The sequence below is a fragment of the Marcopretia estuarina LEGE 06307 genome (assembly GCF_056633115.1).
In genome coordinates, this window is the sequence record NZ_JBSJOY010000001.1 from 215,186 (window position 1) to 232,369 (window position 17,184).

The 17,184-nt window shown below is 46.9% G+C and carries 9 protein-coding genes; 3 read left to right on the forward strand and 6 right to left on the reverse strand.

Features of this window, described 5'->3' with window-relative positions; translation table 11 throughout:
• Window positions 1-1,570: 1,570 nt before the first annotated feature.
• The 3 genes from ACWJI3_RS01110 to ACWJI3_RS01120 are packed head-to-tail and all read right to left on the reverse strand — an operon-like array spanning window position 1,571 to window position 3,952.
• Window positions 1,571-2,554 carry a sulfotransferase family protein gene (locus ACWJI3_RS01110; protein ID WP_480202545.1) on the reverse strand — a complete coding sequence of 328 codons (984 nt, stop codon included), beginning with the start codon at window positions 2,552-2,554 and terminating at the stop codon, window positions 1,571-1,573.
• A complete protein-coding gene (locus ACWJI3_RS01115; RefSeq protein ID WP_480202546.1) occupies window positions 2,541-3,068 on the reverse strand; it encodes a hypothetical protein in 528 nt (175 codons plus the stop codon). Before ACWJI3_RS01115 ends, ACWJI3_RS01110 begins: the two co-directional genes overlap by 14 nt.
• Window positions 3,065-3,952, reverse strand: a complete 888-nt coding sequence (locus ACWJI3_RS01120) for a hypothetical protein (protein ID WP_480202547.1) — start codon at window positions 3,950-3,952, stop codon at window positions 3,065-3,067. The genes ACWJI3_RS01115 and ACWJI3_RS01120 overlap by 4 nt, the downstream gene beginning before the upstream one ends.
• A gap of 1,024 nt (window positions 3,953-4,976) precedes the next feature.
• Here ACWJI3_RS01120 and ACWJI3_RS01125 point away from each other — a divergent pair.
• Together ACWJI3_RS01125 and ACWJI3_RS01130 are read left to right on the forward strand one after the other, a co-directional pair.
• Complete coding sequence (locus ACWJI3_RS01125; RefSeq protein ID WP_480202548.1) at window positions 4,977-5,981, forward strand: tetratricopeptide repeat protein; 1,005 nt, start codon at window positions 4,977-4,979, stop codon at window positions 5,979-5,981.
• 35 nt (window positions 5,982-6,016) lie between these two features.
• The gene (locus tag ACWJI3_RS01130) at window positions 6,017-8,617 is read left to right on the forward strand and encodes an HlyD family secretion protein (RefSeq protein WP_480202549.1); all 2,601 of its coding nucleotides are present in this window, start codon (window positions 6,017-6,019) and stop codon (window positions 8,615-8,617) included.
• Between the two features lie 2,146 nt (window positions 8,618-10,763).
• Here the strand turns inward: ACWJI3_RS01130 and ACWJI3_RS01135 are convergent.
• Window positions 10,764-11,585, reverse strand: a complete 822-nt coding sequence (locus ACWJI3_RS01135; protein ID WP_480202550.1) for an alpha/beta fold hydrolase — start codon at window positions 11,583-11,585, stop codon at window positions 10,764-10,766.
• Window positions 11,586-12,391: 806 nt separating this feature from the next.
• On the opposite strand from ACWJI3_RS01135, the gene ACWJI3_RS01140 reads away from it, so the two are divergent.
• Window positions 12,392-12,661 (forward strand): hypothetical protein, encoded by a 270-nt coding sequence (locus ACWJI3_RS01140; protein ID WP_094510877.1) that lies wholly within the window; start codon window positions 12,392-12,394, stop codon window positions 12,659-12,661.
• A 136-nt stretch (window positions 12,662-12,797) separates the two neighbouring features.
• Here ACWJI3_RS01140 and ACWJI3_RS01145 read toward each other — a convergent pair whose 3' ends face one another.
• Both ACWJI3_RS01145 and ACWJI3_RS01150 read right to left on the reverse strand, forming a co-directional pair.
• The gene (locus ACWJI3_RS01145) at window positions 12,798-13,817 is read right to left on the reverse strand and encodes a hypothetical protein (RefSeq protein ID WP_480202551.1); all 1,020 of its coding nucleotides are present in this window, start codon (window positions 13,815-13,817) and stop codon (window positions 12,798-12,800) included.
• Window positions 13,818-14,251: 434 nt separating this feature from the next.
• On the reverse strand, window positions 14,252-15,619 hold the full coding sequence (locus ACWJI3_RS01150; RefSeq protein ID WP_480202552.1) for a sulfotransferase family protein: 1,368 nt from the start codon (window positions 15,617-15,619) through the stop codon (window positions 14,252-14,254).
• Window positions 15,620-17,184 lie beyond the last annotated feature (1,565 nt).

Sequence of the window (17,184 nt, forward strand, 5' to 3'; positions counted from 1 at the left end):
CCAGTGCGGGCATGATTTGTCCTGGTGGCAGCGAGTCGTATGCGGGCTGATGGGAAGTGAGCAGGTTCTGCCGGTGTTCCTCCTTGCTCAGGCGGTGAGCGCTATCGCGGGTGCTGCTTTTGTGGTGGTCCTGACCGTCCCCACCACCCAGGACGGCACGCCGCCAGCGCTTGAGAGTGCGCAGGGAAATGCCGACCTCCCGGCCGTAGGCGCCGGGCTCGATGTCGTTGAGACCAGCGGTTTCGAGCACAACGTGAACTGTCGACAGCGCCCTAGCCTTCTGCCTCCTTCTCGGAGGCGGGCACCATCTCCTCCTGACATCAGCACCCTGCTGGGCAGAAGACTGCAGCTAGACGTCCTCGCTGTAATGACACATTGGTCTTGTCCCTCACCCCCGGGAGTGAGATTGTGGGGGGCGTCATCATTCCTGAAAGTGGGGGCTTCAGGAATAGATGCGGGAGTATCCTAACGCGACTAGCTCTTTGATATCCAAGGTAAATGAGCCGTAGCGGATCAGAAGTCTATGAAATAGACTTCTGATCTGTCAAGACGAGAAGAAAAGATGAGAGTTTGCGAATCATCCAAGTGATGAGTTAACGTAGGGACAAGGTCACTATTGTGATGGACTATGCTTCCGCTAAGGGTGAATGTAGATCCAAAGTCTTCGGAGAAGTATAGTGTTGAAGTCGTGTAATTGATTGAGTAGACATTGAAAGAGGGCGCAGCCTCCTTTGGTGGCGTGTTTGAGATGCGGGAGGGTGATGCCAGCACCAGGCCCAATGAAGGGTAAATCAGATTTGACGATTCAGGAGATATTGATAGTCTGTTGTCGATTGAGAAGATAGGGCGTCCAAGTACAAGACTGGGAGTGGGTGAGCCATTGCATATGAATAGCCGGGACTCAACGCCACAACTGAGTGTTCTGATCGAAGAGTCGTTTGCAACAACTGCAACAACGTCACTTCCAATCTCGACAGCATCCACAACTGTGAGATTGGGATACATGGTCCTAACTGTTTTAATGGCAGTCAATAGTGCCGGTTTGGACGTGAGTTCAAATGCTCCCTGCTGAAGGACGGCTTTGACGAGGAGAACATCACGTAGGCTATGGTAGGCTACAAATAGGCTTGGATAGGTTGACTCGTTTAGGACGTTGTCATGCAGCAACGGAGAGTCATGAAGCGTCGAATCGTTAGATCCTGGTTTATGCGATTGGCAGATCTCAAATAGTCTGGCCCATTGGTCATGATCAAGATGCAGATGCGTCTTGGTTACGGCGATCCCAGAATTAGGTTGGTAACTGATAACATACAGGATTGGAGCGGCAGATTCAGTGCCATCAGCAAGAAAAAAGAGCTGACCATTTGAGGATGAACCTAAGTATAGGAAGTTATAGGGGAGAACAAAGTAGGAATCTGAATTTGAAGGTGTACAGTAGACAAGCTTGCGCGAAGAATCTGAGGAAAGGATAATCCAAAGTCCCACCCCATTGGGGGAATGATGGCCAGCCAGAATTTGGCACGTCTCATGACTTCCAATAGGAAGCGAAACGGAAAGTAGGTTTAACTGTTTAAGCGTATCCAAGCTGTGCCTCCATGTCCATAACCAGTTCAAGCATGGAGAAGTCCCATGACTTTAAGCGCGCAATAGCATCTTCATCCTCAAGCTTGTTCAAATAGTAGCTAGTAAAGGCAGGCTTACCATTTGATGCAAGAAACTCTCGAACAACCTCACGAGAATATTTCTTACGTTTCATTTGCCTAAATTCCGGATTAGTAATGAACTTAGGATCATTGCCACAAGGTGCCATGCGTGGACCATAAAAGGCATAGGGTGATTCTTCAGGCTTGAGCATCGCATCAATACATGAGCTATCGCTTGAAACACCAAGCCAGCGACAGATCTGAGGAAGAACTATTCTTGGATCAGACAGAATTGCTTCACCACTAACTGTAAGGAAGTTTGACGGTGGAACAATGGAGCGAAACTTCAGGATGTTTCGATGCATTGCATACCACATTAATGCATAGTTCTCCTTGACCATTGGATGTCCTGCGGCAGGACTATGAACTGTGCGTCGAAATTCGAAGAACTCTTTCAAGGACTTTGAAGCTCCAACAACACTTCGTGTCAAGTGAATGAATCTGGCATTTGGATAAAACTTGAATAACCTGACCATGCGATCAATTGTCTTGGTATTCGGAGGAGACTTTTCGATGCAAGCCTTAGGATAAAATGGTTGGCAGAGATACTCAAAAAGTTCCTTGCTAGTCATTGACTGATTGTTAACAAGCCACATCCAAGCGCGGCTGCAGGCAGCACTATCTTGCTTGCCTTCATGAACTTGAGCGATGGCTCTCAAAAGTCCACTTGGTGCAAATCTTGCATACTTAATATTTGACTTATTGGATAGTAGATGCCCGATGTCATCTCGATAAAGCAAGTGTAGCTCGGGGAAGCAATAGAGTTCTGGATGCTGCCCGAGAATAGATGAAACGACCGAAGAGAAAGACCGAGGAGGACTCAGCAAAAAAATAGGTTCAACCATGACCATTTACACTGCTAAAGAGATTACGCCGAATCACATTGTAGCGATGCTGCATCCTATCTTTTAGATTTTGGAGATCCTCGACCAGGTCATCAGAAAGGACCAATTCGGTTGATTCACAGTCCTGTGAAGATTCACTGGGTTCAAATAGAAAGCTGAACAATGCCTTGTGAGCATTTTCAGATTCCATTTCGGTAAACGGTTCTGTTACGAGTTCAGAGCTTGCTGGCTGTGGCGCGACGTCGTGTTCACCGTCATCGCCTTCCGATACATCAATAATAGGTTCTACTGCGTCCTTGGGTGTGAGTGAAACAATCTGAGTAAATGTATTGTATTCGAGACTGTTTTCACGGCCTGCAACTGTGCTATCAAGATTGACAAGCTCCATGAGGGTCTCCAGTTGGGAAGTGACCTCGTCGCCATCCAAGCCAGGCAAAAGGGTTAGTTCTTGATTAACGTTAGAATCGCGTTGGATAGGCGACATAGAGGAGGCTGAACTGGTTGGAATCAGATCAATCATAACGAAGAAGCCGGTAAGGAGTCAACACGAGAGAGCTCAAGCCTGGAACTTACTGAACGAAGATGCGCCTGATAATGCCTAATAACTCCTGTGAGGTAGAGGCTGTTGAGGTCATCTCTCATTTCCGTATCTAATGTAAGACAATCATGGGATTTTAACGGGGGGAGTGGCCTTGTGTCAATTACAACCTGACTAAGCAGGATGTCCTCTAGTGAGGTCGACGAAGTAAGCACATCAACTCTCTTCAAACCCAACATCGTTGCATGATGCAAGCACATCCTTGCATGCCTGTCTTCAGCATGAAGAAACATTCGGAGTCGACTGCTAGGAGTGGTTACCTTCATCCCCGTCCATTCAGATGGAAACTGCTGATAGGAATCAGCAGGCCCGGCGATAAGCAGAACACCGCAGAGTTCGAAGTCAATGGCCATCACTGCTGCATGACCGGCTCCCTGGCTATGGCCTACGACCAGTGTTTGAAGAAGGATGTCTCGTTCGGATAGATGGAAGCCGTGATGCTGCCTTACTTGAGTAAGAAACGTTCCCATGATCGAGTCTTCATAGGCGATGCCAAGCTTTGAGTTCGGCTGGGAAGCGCTGCCATAGATGAACTCACGCCGTACCTGAAGAAGCGAGTCAGAATCAAAGAACTCGGAATTCAGCTTTGCTACAGTGGAAGATAATGGATAGTCAACAAAGTAGTAGTCGCCACTATCAGCTAAGCACGTACTCAACCAGAGGTAGTCTGAGCTGCGGCGAAAGCTACCTGGCAGGAAAAGGATGAACATGAAGCTGATGTTGAATGGCTTAGGACTTTTGAGTGCCTTCTGAATCCTAGTATGGAATACTGGCAGGTTATGATCAAGATCTTGAACATCAGACAAGCATCCTGGCTTCAAGGGATACACATCCAATTATTCTAAATTCGCATAACCTTCTCAAGAGCACATTGCTGTAGTTCAAGAAATTGTACAGTGCCAAGCATTCATTGATTGAGTTCCAACTCTGGGCTGATTGTTGTCAGAAACCATGCACCCATTCCCCATGCGATTTGGCAACCACTCAGGAAAGCTTGTGTGCCGAACTTCTGTGTTTGAAGGAGAAGAGGACCGCGCGAAAGAAGATCCTCAACTCATAGCCGTTCAGGACATTACTGACCCCCATCAGTTCCCCATGTGCCGTCGGATACTCTTTTCGATAGCATTTGGCCTAAACTGGCGGAGCTTTTAAGTCATACCAAAGAGTCCAGGATGTTTAAGGAAGATCTCTTGATATTTTGCATCGTTTAACGATCTTGTAATGGTTTGGATCTTTGCTGAATGAACGTCCCTGTTGGTGGCGCCTTGCTTAATTCAGATGCAGCTGTTAATGCATAACGTTGGGACCACGGCACAGAAGCTTCGAAGAGATCCATCAGCATCAAGAGTAGGTCGCCTGCGTTTGGCTTGTAACTAGTCAGGTCAATACGATTACCAAGTTGCAACTTAATGCTTAGAACTTCTGATGTTAGGTTATGCTATATCATGTTGGGATCTCGCGGAAAACCTATAATTCCTTTGTACGCTTAAAATCATATCATGCATTGATTGTCGTCGTACAGATGCATCGGAAACTCCGTCGTGCGCATGTGTGCGTTACATTGGGATGGGCCTGATTATATGGCCAAGGCGCTATCACAGGTGGAAAGATATGGCATTCCGTTCGCAACAGTCCAGGCGACTCGTCAGCCTCTACATGCACATCCATGATGCTAACCATTTCAGCTAGGTGTATGGAAATTGCGAATCACGTCACTGCTGTAGCTTCATAGGTGAGGGCGCGCTCATACGCAGTTGACCTCAGCATGAAAATCATGCTATTGTGCAATTGCTCATGGTTTTTATTATGGCTCTTGTGCTTCCAGGTCACTTGAAGTCCACCTTCAAGCAAGTTCGTTCTTTGATCCTCAAAGAAAAGAACTTCCCTGAAGCCAGGCGGATCTTGGCCGGCGTACCTGATGGTGAGCTCTATTCGCCTTACCACGTTGCCATGGCCGCAATTGCACGGTCAGAAAGTGATACTGCCGTAGCTATGGCTCACCTTGAGAAGGCTCTTTCACTCGCACCTGATGATATTCGGTTGATTTCTCGGATTGGCAAGCTTAGGCTTCAAGAAGGCAATACAACTCTTGCTCAAGAATATGCCAACAGAGCTCTTCAGCAGAAGTCTTCCAAAAAGTCGGACGTTACTGCACTAGCATCTTTTCTCCAGCAGCTTGGCGATTATACTAATGCTGCCAGTATCTTGCGTCACGCAGTTCTTGAGAATCCAAACGATACCAAGCTTCGTAGAATGCTTGCCCTGGCTCAGCTTCAACTAGGACAACTCGATGACTGTGAGCGTAATCTTAACAACTGCTTGAGGCTTGATCCCAAGAACCATTATTCACAGATTTTGTTGGGAGAAATCCTTATTGCTCAGGGAAATAAAGTCCGTGGTCTCGCGGTTCTTCGTACGGCAGATAATGATGAATGCCCATCGAAGCTGAAGGAGCGTCTCTCTATTGATGCTGCAGAATGCTACATTGATCTTGCCGAGTATAGTGCGGCTAAGGATGAGCTTACAAGGGTACAGAACAGCAACAGTCCCCGATTCAATTACTGCTGGGGCAAAGTTCAGTACCAAGAGGGAGATTATGAATTCGCCCTTACTAGTTTGATGGCAGCATCAAAGTCAGTTGCTCATGAGGATTCTACTTCAGTACCACCTATTGATCCATCAAGTCTGACAGTAGAAGATCAGAAGATTCGTTGTCAGAAACTGATTCAAGATCTGTCCAGCAAACTTGAAAAACTTAGGGTTTCAGGTATCCAAGCAGACGATACCAGCTTCAATCAATCTACCGTGCTCGATTCAGTTGATGAGGATTTCTAGATCCTCGATTCATACCTCCCCATCTTCCCACTCCAATGATCGTTGTTGATAATAACTATTATCGTGTTAATCCTTCGATACGAACTTCTCCTTTGGTTGAAGGCCAGTATCGATTGTATTTTGGGGACCGAACAACCTCGCTAAAGTTATCAGCCTCTGAGTGGGAAGCTATTTCTGATCTTAATTCAAGAGATGGCTTGTTTGATGATTTATTTGAGAAGTGTTCAGAGTTCTTTGGAGCAACTCGTGCTGGAATTACTAGAGATGACTATCTCAACTGGTTGTGCACTCACGGAATCTTGCTTTCCGTTGAAGCTCCAACCCTTTCAGCACAAGTCTCCACGAATGTTCTGCACGCCAGCGAACTTAATGGTCATTCAAATCAGCTGAATGGGTCAGCGAATGATCTCCATCAGCCACCATCCCAACTCCAGGATCGAAAGATCTTGCTTGTTAACTTTGGCTGGATTACGTCTCGAGGGCTGTTAAGGCCCCCCCGGGTTCTGATCCGGCTTCAAGCTTGGCTTTTCCCCCTGGTTGCTCTTCTCTTTATCGGCACAATCCATAGTTTTTATTTTGGGGTCAAGCCTTTAGGTGTATTGATCGCCGAAAGATCAGACCCTTTGACTGGGCTGTCAAGGCTATTTATCATGTTAATTGTAATTAACCTGATAAGTGTTATGGTGTCGATCCTGTCGACATACTCCATGAATATAGATGATCAAAAGTTGTATCTTAGGCTTAAGTGGGGATTCTTGCCAAGGCTCGCGAAGGAGCAAAGCGCCAAAGCTATTAAGCAGTCAGCAAGCAAACTTGAAGAACTCATTTTACTCGCCCAGCCACTTCTGACTAGATCATATCTTGTCATTCTCTCTATACTCTTCCTTTATGTTTATACGCCAATACCTGATTCCTCTCCGTTTTCTCGTCTAAATATACTGGTTGCAATCATACAAGGTTCTCTTGCTAGCATGATAATCCTTTTGATTCCTGTACGCAATACTCCAGGCAGAAGGCTCTTGGAATTCTTTGGACTCATGCCAAAGAATTATCTGAAGATATCGGCTAAACGAACTCTAACTATCTTTTCTCATCTTTTTCATGGGCGTTTTAAGAGTATTTCTATCTCTCGTTCAGATGTCAACAGTATTCTGTTCCTCTGCACGCTTTTACTGGCTTTTATTATCAAGCTTTGCATTCTATACTTTATACTAATTCCAAACATTGCTGCCGAAATACCAACGTTTGCAGGCCACTGGACTTCCCTGATCGTCAGGCTAGCTCTAACGCTTCTTCTTATTCGCTTTCTTTACCTTACGGTTTTTACCAAGCTAATCAACAAGAGGGTGGAGGGAAGGCCGGACAGATCAATCAATCGAGCAACCAATGGTCCAGCATTGCTGCCAAGTTCCAGTGGGCCGCAAACTACAGAATCTATTGTTGTTTCCAGCTCAACTCTTTCATCTGTTTCAGTTCATAATAGAATTACCAATACTTTTAAAAGTAGGTATTTCCTTCCGTTCGTTTTAGTTGTTATATTTCTGTTTCCATTCAGTGCATCTGTGACCGGATCAGCGAACGTAACTGAAGGTGAGGCACTTGACATTCGTGCAACTGAGGCTGCGACAGTAAGGTCTATCTTCCAGGTTGGTCCATCTTCTGCCATTTTGGACAAGGGCTCTAAGATTCTAGAACTCTTTTCTCCAACCCTCAGCACACAGCGAAGCCAACAACTTCAGCTTATTTCAAAGTTGGAATCCGATATACGTACTAGGAAGTCTCTTATACGTTCCATTAAAACAGGAAGCATCAAACTTGAAGGTGATAATCGTAACGAAGAGCTCTTAAGTGCAAGAGCTATGGTCCAAAAGTCTCAATCTCGGGTTCGTGCTCTTGAGAATCAGATCAGAATACAGGATGATCAAATCGAAAAGCTTAGATCATTGACGAAGTCTGGCGCGATAAGTGAATTTCAGCTCCAAAATCTTCTATCCACCCAAGCTGCTCTAACAGGCGAACTTGAGGGTGCAAGGAGTGAGCTAAAATCAGCGAATGCAGATGTTATTGTTGCTAGACGCAAGCAGAAGATTGATCAAGATATAAATTCTGAGGAACAGCTTTCCAACGCAATGGATGAATTGAGTGCTGCCGAGAGCAGCCTGAAAGTCGGTAAAATTGCCTTAGAAGCTATTGACTCACGATTAGCAAAGCTAGTGGTCACAATGCCGTTTGATGGAGTGATTAGTTCTAACACCAGGGCACTGCTTGGTAGAACTGTAACTACTGGTGAAACCATCGTGACAGTAAAGGCTCAGCCATTGACTCAGACTATAGTATTGATTCCCGAATACGACCGTGCACGAGTACGCACTACACTTCCATGCATACTAAGATTATACTCGGTTTCCAATGAGGAGTTCAAGGGGAGAGTGTCCTCTATCAGTCCTACTACTGTTGAAATTGATGGTCTTCAATATGTTGAACTTCAAATTCAGCTTGAGGAAAGCCTACCTACAAACTTCATTGGTTCGAAAGGGTATGCCAAGATCGACGTAGGATTTACCTGCATTCTATTCAATCTCTTGGCCCCAGTTACCAGATTTGTCAATGTAGACCTTTGGTCCCTTCTTCCTTAGAGTCAATGTCACCCATCATCAACGTGGTGAAAGATGCATCTCATTCCCTTGCTGCATCCTCGGACTATCAGCGATTAACCTTCGTCATCAGTGCCCCTAGAGGTGGTGCTCTAACCTTCTGCAGGAAAACTGAAAGACTGGGGCACATTGGTCTTCCACATACGCATCTTCCACTAAGGGGAATGCCTCAACTGTTAAAGTCCCTTCAGTCTCCCCTTGATCTTTATAGTATTGATGATGGTCTGCTTCGGGCCCTGTCATGTGTTGTTTATGGTGGGTTGGAACCTTATCAGCTTGAAGCGGCGTACCACGACATTGGTACTATGTATGCTAGGGATACATTCTCCGACACCTACGGACGGTTTCTAGCTAAGACCACAAGTCGCATCTTCGATCCTTCATTCAGTCTGTCTCTGTACCCTGATGAAGTGTTGCAGCTTCAAGATAGTTTCCCACGTTCACAGTTTATCTATATCTTCAGGGATCCATTCTTCTATGCATCTTCCATCCTGAGTACGATTCATGGTTTAGACTCACTTCTGGTTTGGTGGTCAATCGCTAGACAGTCAGATCCTGACATTCCTATGGATCCACTTGTGATGTGGTGTTGGATAAATGAGAAGCTACTCGAATGCAAGGCCAGACTTAACAAGGACACCATTGTCAGTGTCCTGAATCACCCTGAATCCGTTGGTCGCTACTCTTTCGAGCGTTTCTCTCATTTCATGCGATCTGACTACTCATCGCTTGTTCCAACACTGGCAGGGCCATCCTCTTCTAGGTTTTATAAAGACCATGCTAAATGGAGGTTGTCAATGAGTCGAACTCTTTCGAGCCTGCTTCCAGTTAACTCTCTTGACTATAGTTCGCCAATTCAGGGCAGGTCGTCGTGGTGGTTGGATATCACCTTGGGGGGCGATCCATCTGCTAGTATCTCACACTGTTCTAATCCAGGCAGCCTTGTCCCAGAGTATTGGGAGCAGTTAGTGGAAAATAGTGAGCTCATCGATCGTTGTGATCACTTGTGTCATGCGTTATCTTTTGCTCCTATCTCCTCCCGACTAGCTACAAACTGATACACGTAACTACTGGCTGCCTCTTTCCTGCTGACAGCATCCATGTCTTGCCTGCACTGCTTCCATCCAGGCAGCCATCGTAAAGGTAGCTGGTTTGGCGGTTATGTCCAACGGCAACGCGCGATCCACACCATTCCTGATAGAAGTAACCCACGCGTTGAGTGTGACCACTGGCGTGGAACCCTGTAGTGCGCCTGAAGGGAGACAGCAGCCCGGTGGAGTTTTCTATTGCATCACCGCACCTGTGCTGGCGTGGCATCCCGATCTTGTTTCCGCTGTTGCGATGCCGCTGCTTGTACAAGTCCTGAAACCACATCACCTTCTGGTCGGCCTCTTTCGCACTGGCGAATAGGCAACTTGGGCCATCAGTTCAACTGAATTGCCTGTTGCTCTCCTTCGAGGGAGCGATGGTTCAGATTGCGTTAGCGGCCTCTTTGGTGATCAAGATCATCACATGCCCTGATTCTTGAGTGAGGTGCTGAGCAGCGCTGCCGCTTCAGCTAGAGCCTTCTGCTTCCACCTGAGATCCTGCTACGCCCTGCCTTGAGCCGCTGGTTTTCCTACTGGTTCCTAGGCACGGAGCCCAGCGGCGTACGTCTACCCAGAAGCTTTGCGGGTGCACCCCAGCGGTTTCCAGCACCACCGTTAGTTTGTTAGTGGTTGTGCAGCCTTCAAGCACCTTCTGGGCTGCCATGGCCACCTCTCCTTGCAGGCGCCAGGCCTTCCTCCACGTTGTCTTGTCGAAGCTGACCACGTGAACGCCCAGTTCTGCGGGGGTCTGGGCCACGTTCTGGGGATGCGCTAGCTCATCAGCCTCCTGACCTCAGCCTGTTGCTACGCACAAGCCTGCGGCGAGACGCGCTCTCTGTAATGACGGAACTTCTGCTCCATCAAGCCCCATGGTGGACAAAGTGGCCGGGATGGAGAGCCGTCAACGTTGCTGGACGTTGGCCCATCACCACCTCCAGGAAGGTTGAGATGTGCGGTTGCTGTAACTCATATAGAGGAATTACTAAACGTAGCCCATGTGTGAAGACAGGTGGAGTCTTTTCCATCACCATGACACATTGTCAGTGAATCTTATCAACTGCTGATGGTGCATCAGCATCAAGTGCTTTGCTCAATAGAATGGTGAGATCCCTCCCAATCTGGCTGTTGGGATCTGCAATTTCTCGTGATATATCTGTATGGCCAAATGGGTATGACTTTACCGTAGCTTCCATCTTCAGCTTTTGCCTAAGCAGGGAGGCCAGAACCAGTGAACTCTCACGGCTAAAACGCTTCATCGTCGTGGCCAAATACGCCCATCCACCATTGATTCTTGTCAAGTCCACCGGCATACTCGCCATGTTATCCACGGGCGAATAGGTCCTGATCAGACTTTCAAGGTTATTTCTGTCGTTCGTTCGATAGCCAACTAAGCGTTCGATCTCCTGCTTTACATTTGGCCTCGCAGCACTATAGCGCTTTGACAAGTCATAAGCTGCAGAGTCTATAAGAATAAAGGATGAGTGTTGATTGAGAAAGAGCCCCTTGGATAGGCCTAGTGCAATCAAATAGGAGCCAGCTGAATGCCCAAAATACACAATAGGTGCATCGTCATTGACCGGACATAGGAGCTTTAGCTCAGTCTTCACCCATTGGTCCAACGACTTCAGAGCAAGCAACTGCTCATCAATGACAGAGTCGGTACATTGCGCAACTAAGGGGTAGTTACAGGAAAGGAAGTTAAAGCCCAAGCTATTGAAGAATAGATCCTTTCCCGCAATATGACGCTTTGATCCTTTTCTAAGGCCTCCCCCATGCAGAAATATAACCGTGCCCTTGGCAGGGCTTGATACTAGTTGATACGCATCAAGCGTTACCCTTGCATCATGAACTGCGCTTAGCATCGGAGCATAGCATATGTCGCTATGTGACCGAACTGACACGTCAGAAAGGCGTTTTCTATCTGAACTCGAACCAGGGCTAGCCAAGAGTAGTTCTTTAATGCGGACCAAGCATTTCCAAGGTCTTAATCTCATGCAGTTACTTCGCCTGTAGGGATGTCATTGGGGCCAGATCAAGTTACAGATGATATCCAAGCTACCCTACCCCTGCCTAGGGGGCTTCATGGGCAGAATCCGAGGTGTCTACGTGATCATTCCGATGGCTGAACTGGGCTGCACCCGAATCGTGATCCTAGCTTCAATCCGTCTCAGTCTACACACATACGAGTATTATGCCGGCGGATGTGTCGGTGTCAATGAATGCTCAACAAGCGCTCACTCTGCTATCGCTCATATCCAGTTCAGACCCCAGACTTCCGAAGTGCGAAGGTGGAGGTGCCACGCAGACTCTCACCGGTCATGCTGCTAAGCCCAGCTAGAAAGTCTTCTACTATTGACAATCTTCTTATCCTAAAATAAGTGGTTGTCTATTCGTATGAACCCGTGCAAGCACATGTCCAGTTATCTGCCCGCACGAACCACCTTGTGGTGGCATCGACTGTTTGTCTCCAACTCTGACCTTCTCATTGAGCCATGCAACTAGCTCCCTCTGCACAGTCACCCCATTTCTATACGGCTGAATTGTCAATATAAGCCTCATCTTCTGATGGCTTCAGTTTAATGGAGCCATTTATTGAAGTGCATTCGGCCAGTTTGCCGTGTGAGCTGGAAAGTGCAGTAGGATCACAGTTGAAGTCTGACTACTCTGCATGGAGACGCACGAAGGGGCTGAGGACCAATCATTCCACATCGAAATGGTTCGGCAACTCAATCTCTTGCCTAACAAGTTCCATCAAATATCTGATGAAGATATTGACCACCTAAATGAAATCTCCATTAAAGAAGCCGAGAGGCAGTTGTCTCTTACGTCGGCGGCGATGAAGTTGTTTTCAAACTTTGAGAAGCTGCTTCCAAGTGGACCTATTGCAGCGAAGAAACTCGGTGGTTTCGCTAGCACACCGAATTCCCAGTCGAAGTGACTTCTAGCGTCATTCATTAGAACCGACTACGTTTACTTCTACTTCAGTATTGTAGGCCACTTGCTGATTGACGTGGCCTCACAATGCCAATGATTCCATTCCAGATAGTCACCCCACTGCCAGTAACTCTACAGATCTATAGTGCAATGATCTGACAGCCACCCTTTGGATTATGCTCGTATTGACCTGGATCTGTATCCGATGTTCTTGTTAGAACCTTTGGTCCAAATGGATTTGCAGTGCATACATATGTATGACCATTCCATTTTACGATGTTCCTGATTCCAAAGTTGTAGATATTGTTGAACCCATTGTGAGTTATGCAGTTCCAGTCCACTCCATCTTCAGAAGACCAAAGCTCTGCCCCTCCGTATGAGGAAAGGAACACCTGCATAGATTCCCAATCAAGAAGTCTACCAAATCTAGTCTTGCGTTCCTCCCTTATTGCCCATAGACCAAATACCGACCAATCCATTGTTCCCAGAAGCAGTCGATCATCTATGCTCACAATCTTCCAGATGTAGGCGTTAAAATAGTTGCCGAAGCCTGGCCCTCTTCCGCTGAGTGGCAACAAGCCATCACGTGGGTTGGCACAAACTAGCTCTAGCTCATCGTTTGGAGCAAGTCGCAATACCTCTGCTGCGGCTGGCCCGACATTGTTGGTTCGATCGTGTCCACCATTCTGAATCCCAGTTCCAATGTATAAGTAGTCGCGATGACTGCATAATGAGATAATCCCCTGATTCAACGCGCCTCTTCCACCGCCATCCTTAACCACTAACTCCCAAGTGAATTCATATTTACCTGAACGCCTGCCCCTCCATAGTTGAAAACCATTGATTCCTCCTGTTCCAGCATAGAGTAATCCCTGATGGATGCAGAGTTCGTATACCACGACAACCTCTGGAAAGGTACCTAGACCCTTGCCGTTGATTGAATGCCATTGTCCAGAAGTTGGGTCATCTGTAGCGAAGATCGTAGTGATCCCAGCCCCGTTCACGTTACCGTTGGATGCCCCTGTAATGGTTGTGACCAAGAGCTCTTCATACTGAAGCAGTGATCTAATCGATGTGAGCGTGATCTCGTTTGAAGAAAACTCTGAAATGATGCTTGGCTTTGGTAGTCTTGAAAAGCTTTTTCCGTCGTAGCTCACCATGAGATCAGGACCATCCCCTCTCGACCGGGATGTGGATGCGACATACAGAGCTATATCTCTAGATCCATCTCTATAGGTACACATGCTACGATAACCGTAGTGGCGTCTGAATGAGATTCCATTTTCAAGTTGATACCAATCAGCTTGATGGACACGTTTCGGGGTCGATGAATTCGGGCTAAAACGCCAAATCTCTGCTGCAGAAACATCGTTCTCAAATGCTTGCTCGTAATTCTTGTATTCAATTGGAACCGGCCACATATCTATGTGGACATTTGGCATCCCAAAACGAAGAAAGACAAGATTGGCACGTCCTGTGCCAATGTACATTGAACCCTTGAAGACCGCCGCCGAATACGCATAGGCATTGTATTGATCCCCAAAGCCATTGGCGCATACAGGAACTGGATTGATCCGATTGTGTAAGGCTACTGTCACTGTTGCACCTCATAGCCTGGGATATTACCCATGAGACCTACACTAATCTCTGACAACGAATGTAGAGCTGGAAACGACTTCCAGATATCCGCACGATTATCTACGATTCTGTTTTCCAGGAAAAACTTGAGGTCACCTGCGAATTCATTTGTTTCAATCTGCATACTCTGTTCTGCGCTATAAGGATTAGCACAGCTGGCGTAGAATGGTAGGCCTAAAAATGAAAGCAATTCGTCCATAGACTTATCAGGACTCGTGACAAGGTCTTCATAGTTGAGGTAATGGATGCGACTATTGTCAATGTCCTTCAAGACTGATTGAATATTTTCATGGCACAGAGCCCAAATCATCTCTGGAATCGCTGATGTATCGCCGGTGTAGCGGCGTGCAAATGGAATGATTTCCTGGAGCTGTGAGTCAACAAGTGACTTCACCACTGCCGATGGGTGACGAACAAGATAGATGAACTTAGCATCAGGAAACTGTGCTGTAATACGTTCTAACGTATGTCTGCTGTATGCATAAGAAGGGGTCTTGTCTACAAGGTACTCTTTTGAAAAATGGTCTTCTATTTCCTTGAAAAAGCTGATAACAGGCGTTTCACTCTCAACTAGTTCGCCCTCAAGTCGAGCTGAATCTTCAAAGCTGATTCCATTGACCTTGGCACGAAGGCGGACAGTTCCTCCCAGCAAATGCTTCGTCTCTGCATGGCTTAGAGCTGTCTGGCGCTGTGCGTATGTATCATAATGGAGCAGATGCAATTCTTCTGGAGATTCAATTTCTGGATGCTGATCTAGCATCCTTTGCAGCAGAGTCGACCCTGATCGTGGAGAAGAAAGAATAAACACAAGTTTGTAGCTCGTGTCGATGGTATTATCGGCTGAAAATGTTGGCGTCTGGATTAAGGACTTGAACTCCTCAAATTGTATGGAGCTGAATGGGGAGCGTTTGTATTTGCTGTCTTCAACATCCTTCGGTTGCTGACCTTGGCTACCAGCGGAGCTTTTGGTACTTGTTGGGCCAATCGAAGCAGACTGCTTGATTATATACTCGCTAAGTTCTCCGATGCTCAAGTCTGAAACATATTGCCCTTCTACGGGCATGACTAATTCAATGAATGATAGCCTGTCCGGACTAAGTGACTGACACTTCTGAAAGATCGATACAAAGTCGACTGAAGTTAGCCCAAGATCGGCTATAAGCTGGGTATCTGCAGAGAGAGGATCATCATAGAAGATGTCGTTGTTCTCTGAATAATCACCAATGACCTTTATAACTTCTTGTAGCATTGTCTGGAAAACGCTGCTTGAGCTTAACATGGAATCCACGGAACGCGCCACAGGCTTTCTGTCCAGTCGGTTCATCTGCTCCATGGAATCTACTGCCATGCTACCCATTAGGAGAATGATGGCTGAACACTAGTCTTCAGTCAAACCCAATACAATCTTCCACGCCAAGCGTGCGAGTATTCAAGAATTGAACAGAGTATGATTGACGATTTGCTCATAGACCACGCTTTTCCTATCAACTCACAACGACTTCAACACTCAGCAACTATTTGAATTGCCAGTTGTCACGCCAGCCTTCTTCCCCGACGACCGATATACTGACCTTCTGTACATCCCATCCATTTGAGTTAGTGGATTAAGCATCTGTTCGTGGGCGCCAGTGATCTGTGCTTGGGGACGAAACAGACAGAGTCCAAGGATGGCACTACCGACTTTGCAATGAATTTGACGAACATCACTGCTTCTCCTCTCCCTGACGGCTACGGCCAGCTCCAGACTGAGTGCAAACGCTCACAGAACTGACTAAAGTTGCCGTGATGACAACGAACTTCGACATCCATCATTCACGACCACACGCGGCTCAGCGTCTCCCACCAGAGTGAGACGCCCTTCAAGAGTTGATCCACGAGTTGCTCTTGCCGACACCTGGGTGCAACGCAACGCTGTGGTTCCATGGCCAAGATCGATACGAATGAGCTAGAGCATGCCTACAGTCGAACTGTCTGGATGATGGATTATCTGGCCAACGCCGCCTTGCCAATTGGGTGTGATCCGGTGAGTCTCAGACGCGTCTCATTTGATGGCGCGTAAGTCACCGGATGCGTGGAATTAGTAGCCTTATCGATCCACCTTAGGGTAGACCTAGCCTTGTGGCTATACCAGAAGGCACACCAAGCACTCACCATCAGGATGTTTTTTCAGAGGCTCTGATGTGGAGTTCTCTCTGGATTTCCGGATGATCGCTCTGTCAGATAGAGGGAGTGCATCAATCATCGCCTCTGCTTGTTTCCGTTTAATCCATAGAAGAAATCGCTGCCAGCAGTCTGAATCGCCCAGCATAAGCCAGTAAGGCATTCGTGTTTGCTATGCCAACATCTTTCTAGACCGCAATGGCGAGAGATTAAGCACCATCTCTTGGTGTGCCCGCGAGGACAAGAAACGGTTCTTCTGCAGTATGACACTGTTGGTTGACATGAAGTCACTATTCAGCTTCGCCACTTTTAGAGTGAGCTCCACGCAATGTCTACCCCCCCCCTAGGATTCAAAAGTCTCTATCCCGTCTCTAGAGAAACTGAATCCAGCTCCACTTCTATTCATAATGGTTGACACAGTACAGGATGTTTTATACACCAATACATCTATTCGGCGGCCTTCTATCTATGTGTTGAGAGAATTGTTCCCGTATGAACTGTCAGCTATACATATTCTGCGCTGATATGGATCCCACTACATTCCTGGTCTTTTGCGGATTAATACTATTGTCGTCATGATCATCACAGGATTATATCTGATTCTCGACACGTATCAGGCTGTGTTCCAACGACTGCATCAAGAACACGCACCTAACCTGCTTTGTCTGCATAGCTATGGCGCAAACTCTTCTCTTTCGGTGACTTACTGCCTACAACTAATACTCTATA

Bases quoted from the DNA above. Each gene is read 5' to 3' on its own strand.
- ACWJI3_RS01145 (WP_480202551.1), bottom strand. From the start codon at position 13,817: ATGGTGAGCTACGACGGAAAAAGCTTTTCAAGACTACCAAAGCCAAGC.
- ACWJI3_RS01150 (WP_480202552.1), bottom strand. From the start codon at position 15,619: ATGAACCGACTGGACAGAAAGCCTGTGGCGCGTTCCGTGGATTCCATG.
- ACWJI3_RS01130 (WP_480202549.1), top strand. From the start codon at position 6,017: ATGATCGTTGTTGATAATAACTATTATCGTGTTAATCCTTCGATACGA.
- ACWJI3_RS01110 (WP_480202545.1), bottom strand. From the start codon at position 2,554: ATGGTCATGGTTGAACCTATTTTTTTGCTGAGTCCTCCTCGGTCTTTC.
- ACWJI3_RS01140 (WP_094510877.1), top strand. From the start codon at position 12,392: ATGGAGACGCACGAAGGGGCTGAGGACCAATCATTCCACATCGAAATG.
- ACWJI3_RS01115 (WP_480202546.1), bottom strand. From the start codon at position 3,068: ATGATTGATCTGATTCCAACCAGTTCAGCCTCCTCTATGTCGCCTATC.
- ACWJI3_RS01135 (WP_480202550.1), bottom strand. From the start codon at position 11,585: ATGCTAAGCGCAGTTCATGATGCAAGGGTAACGCTTGATGCGTATCAA.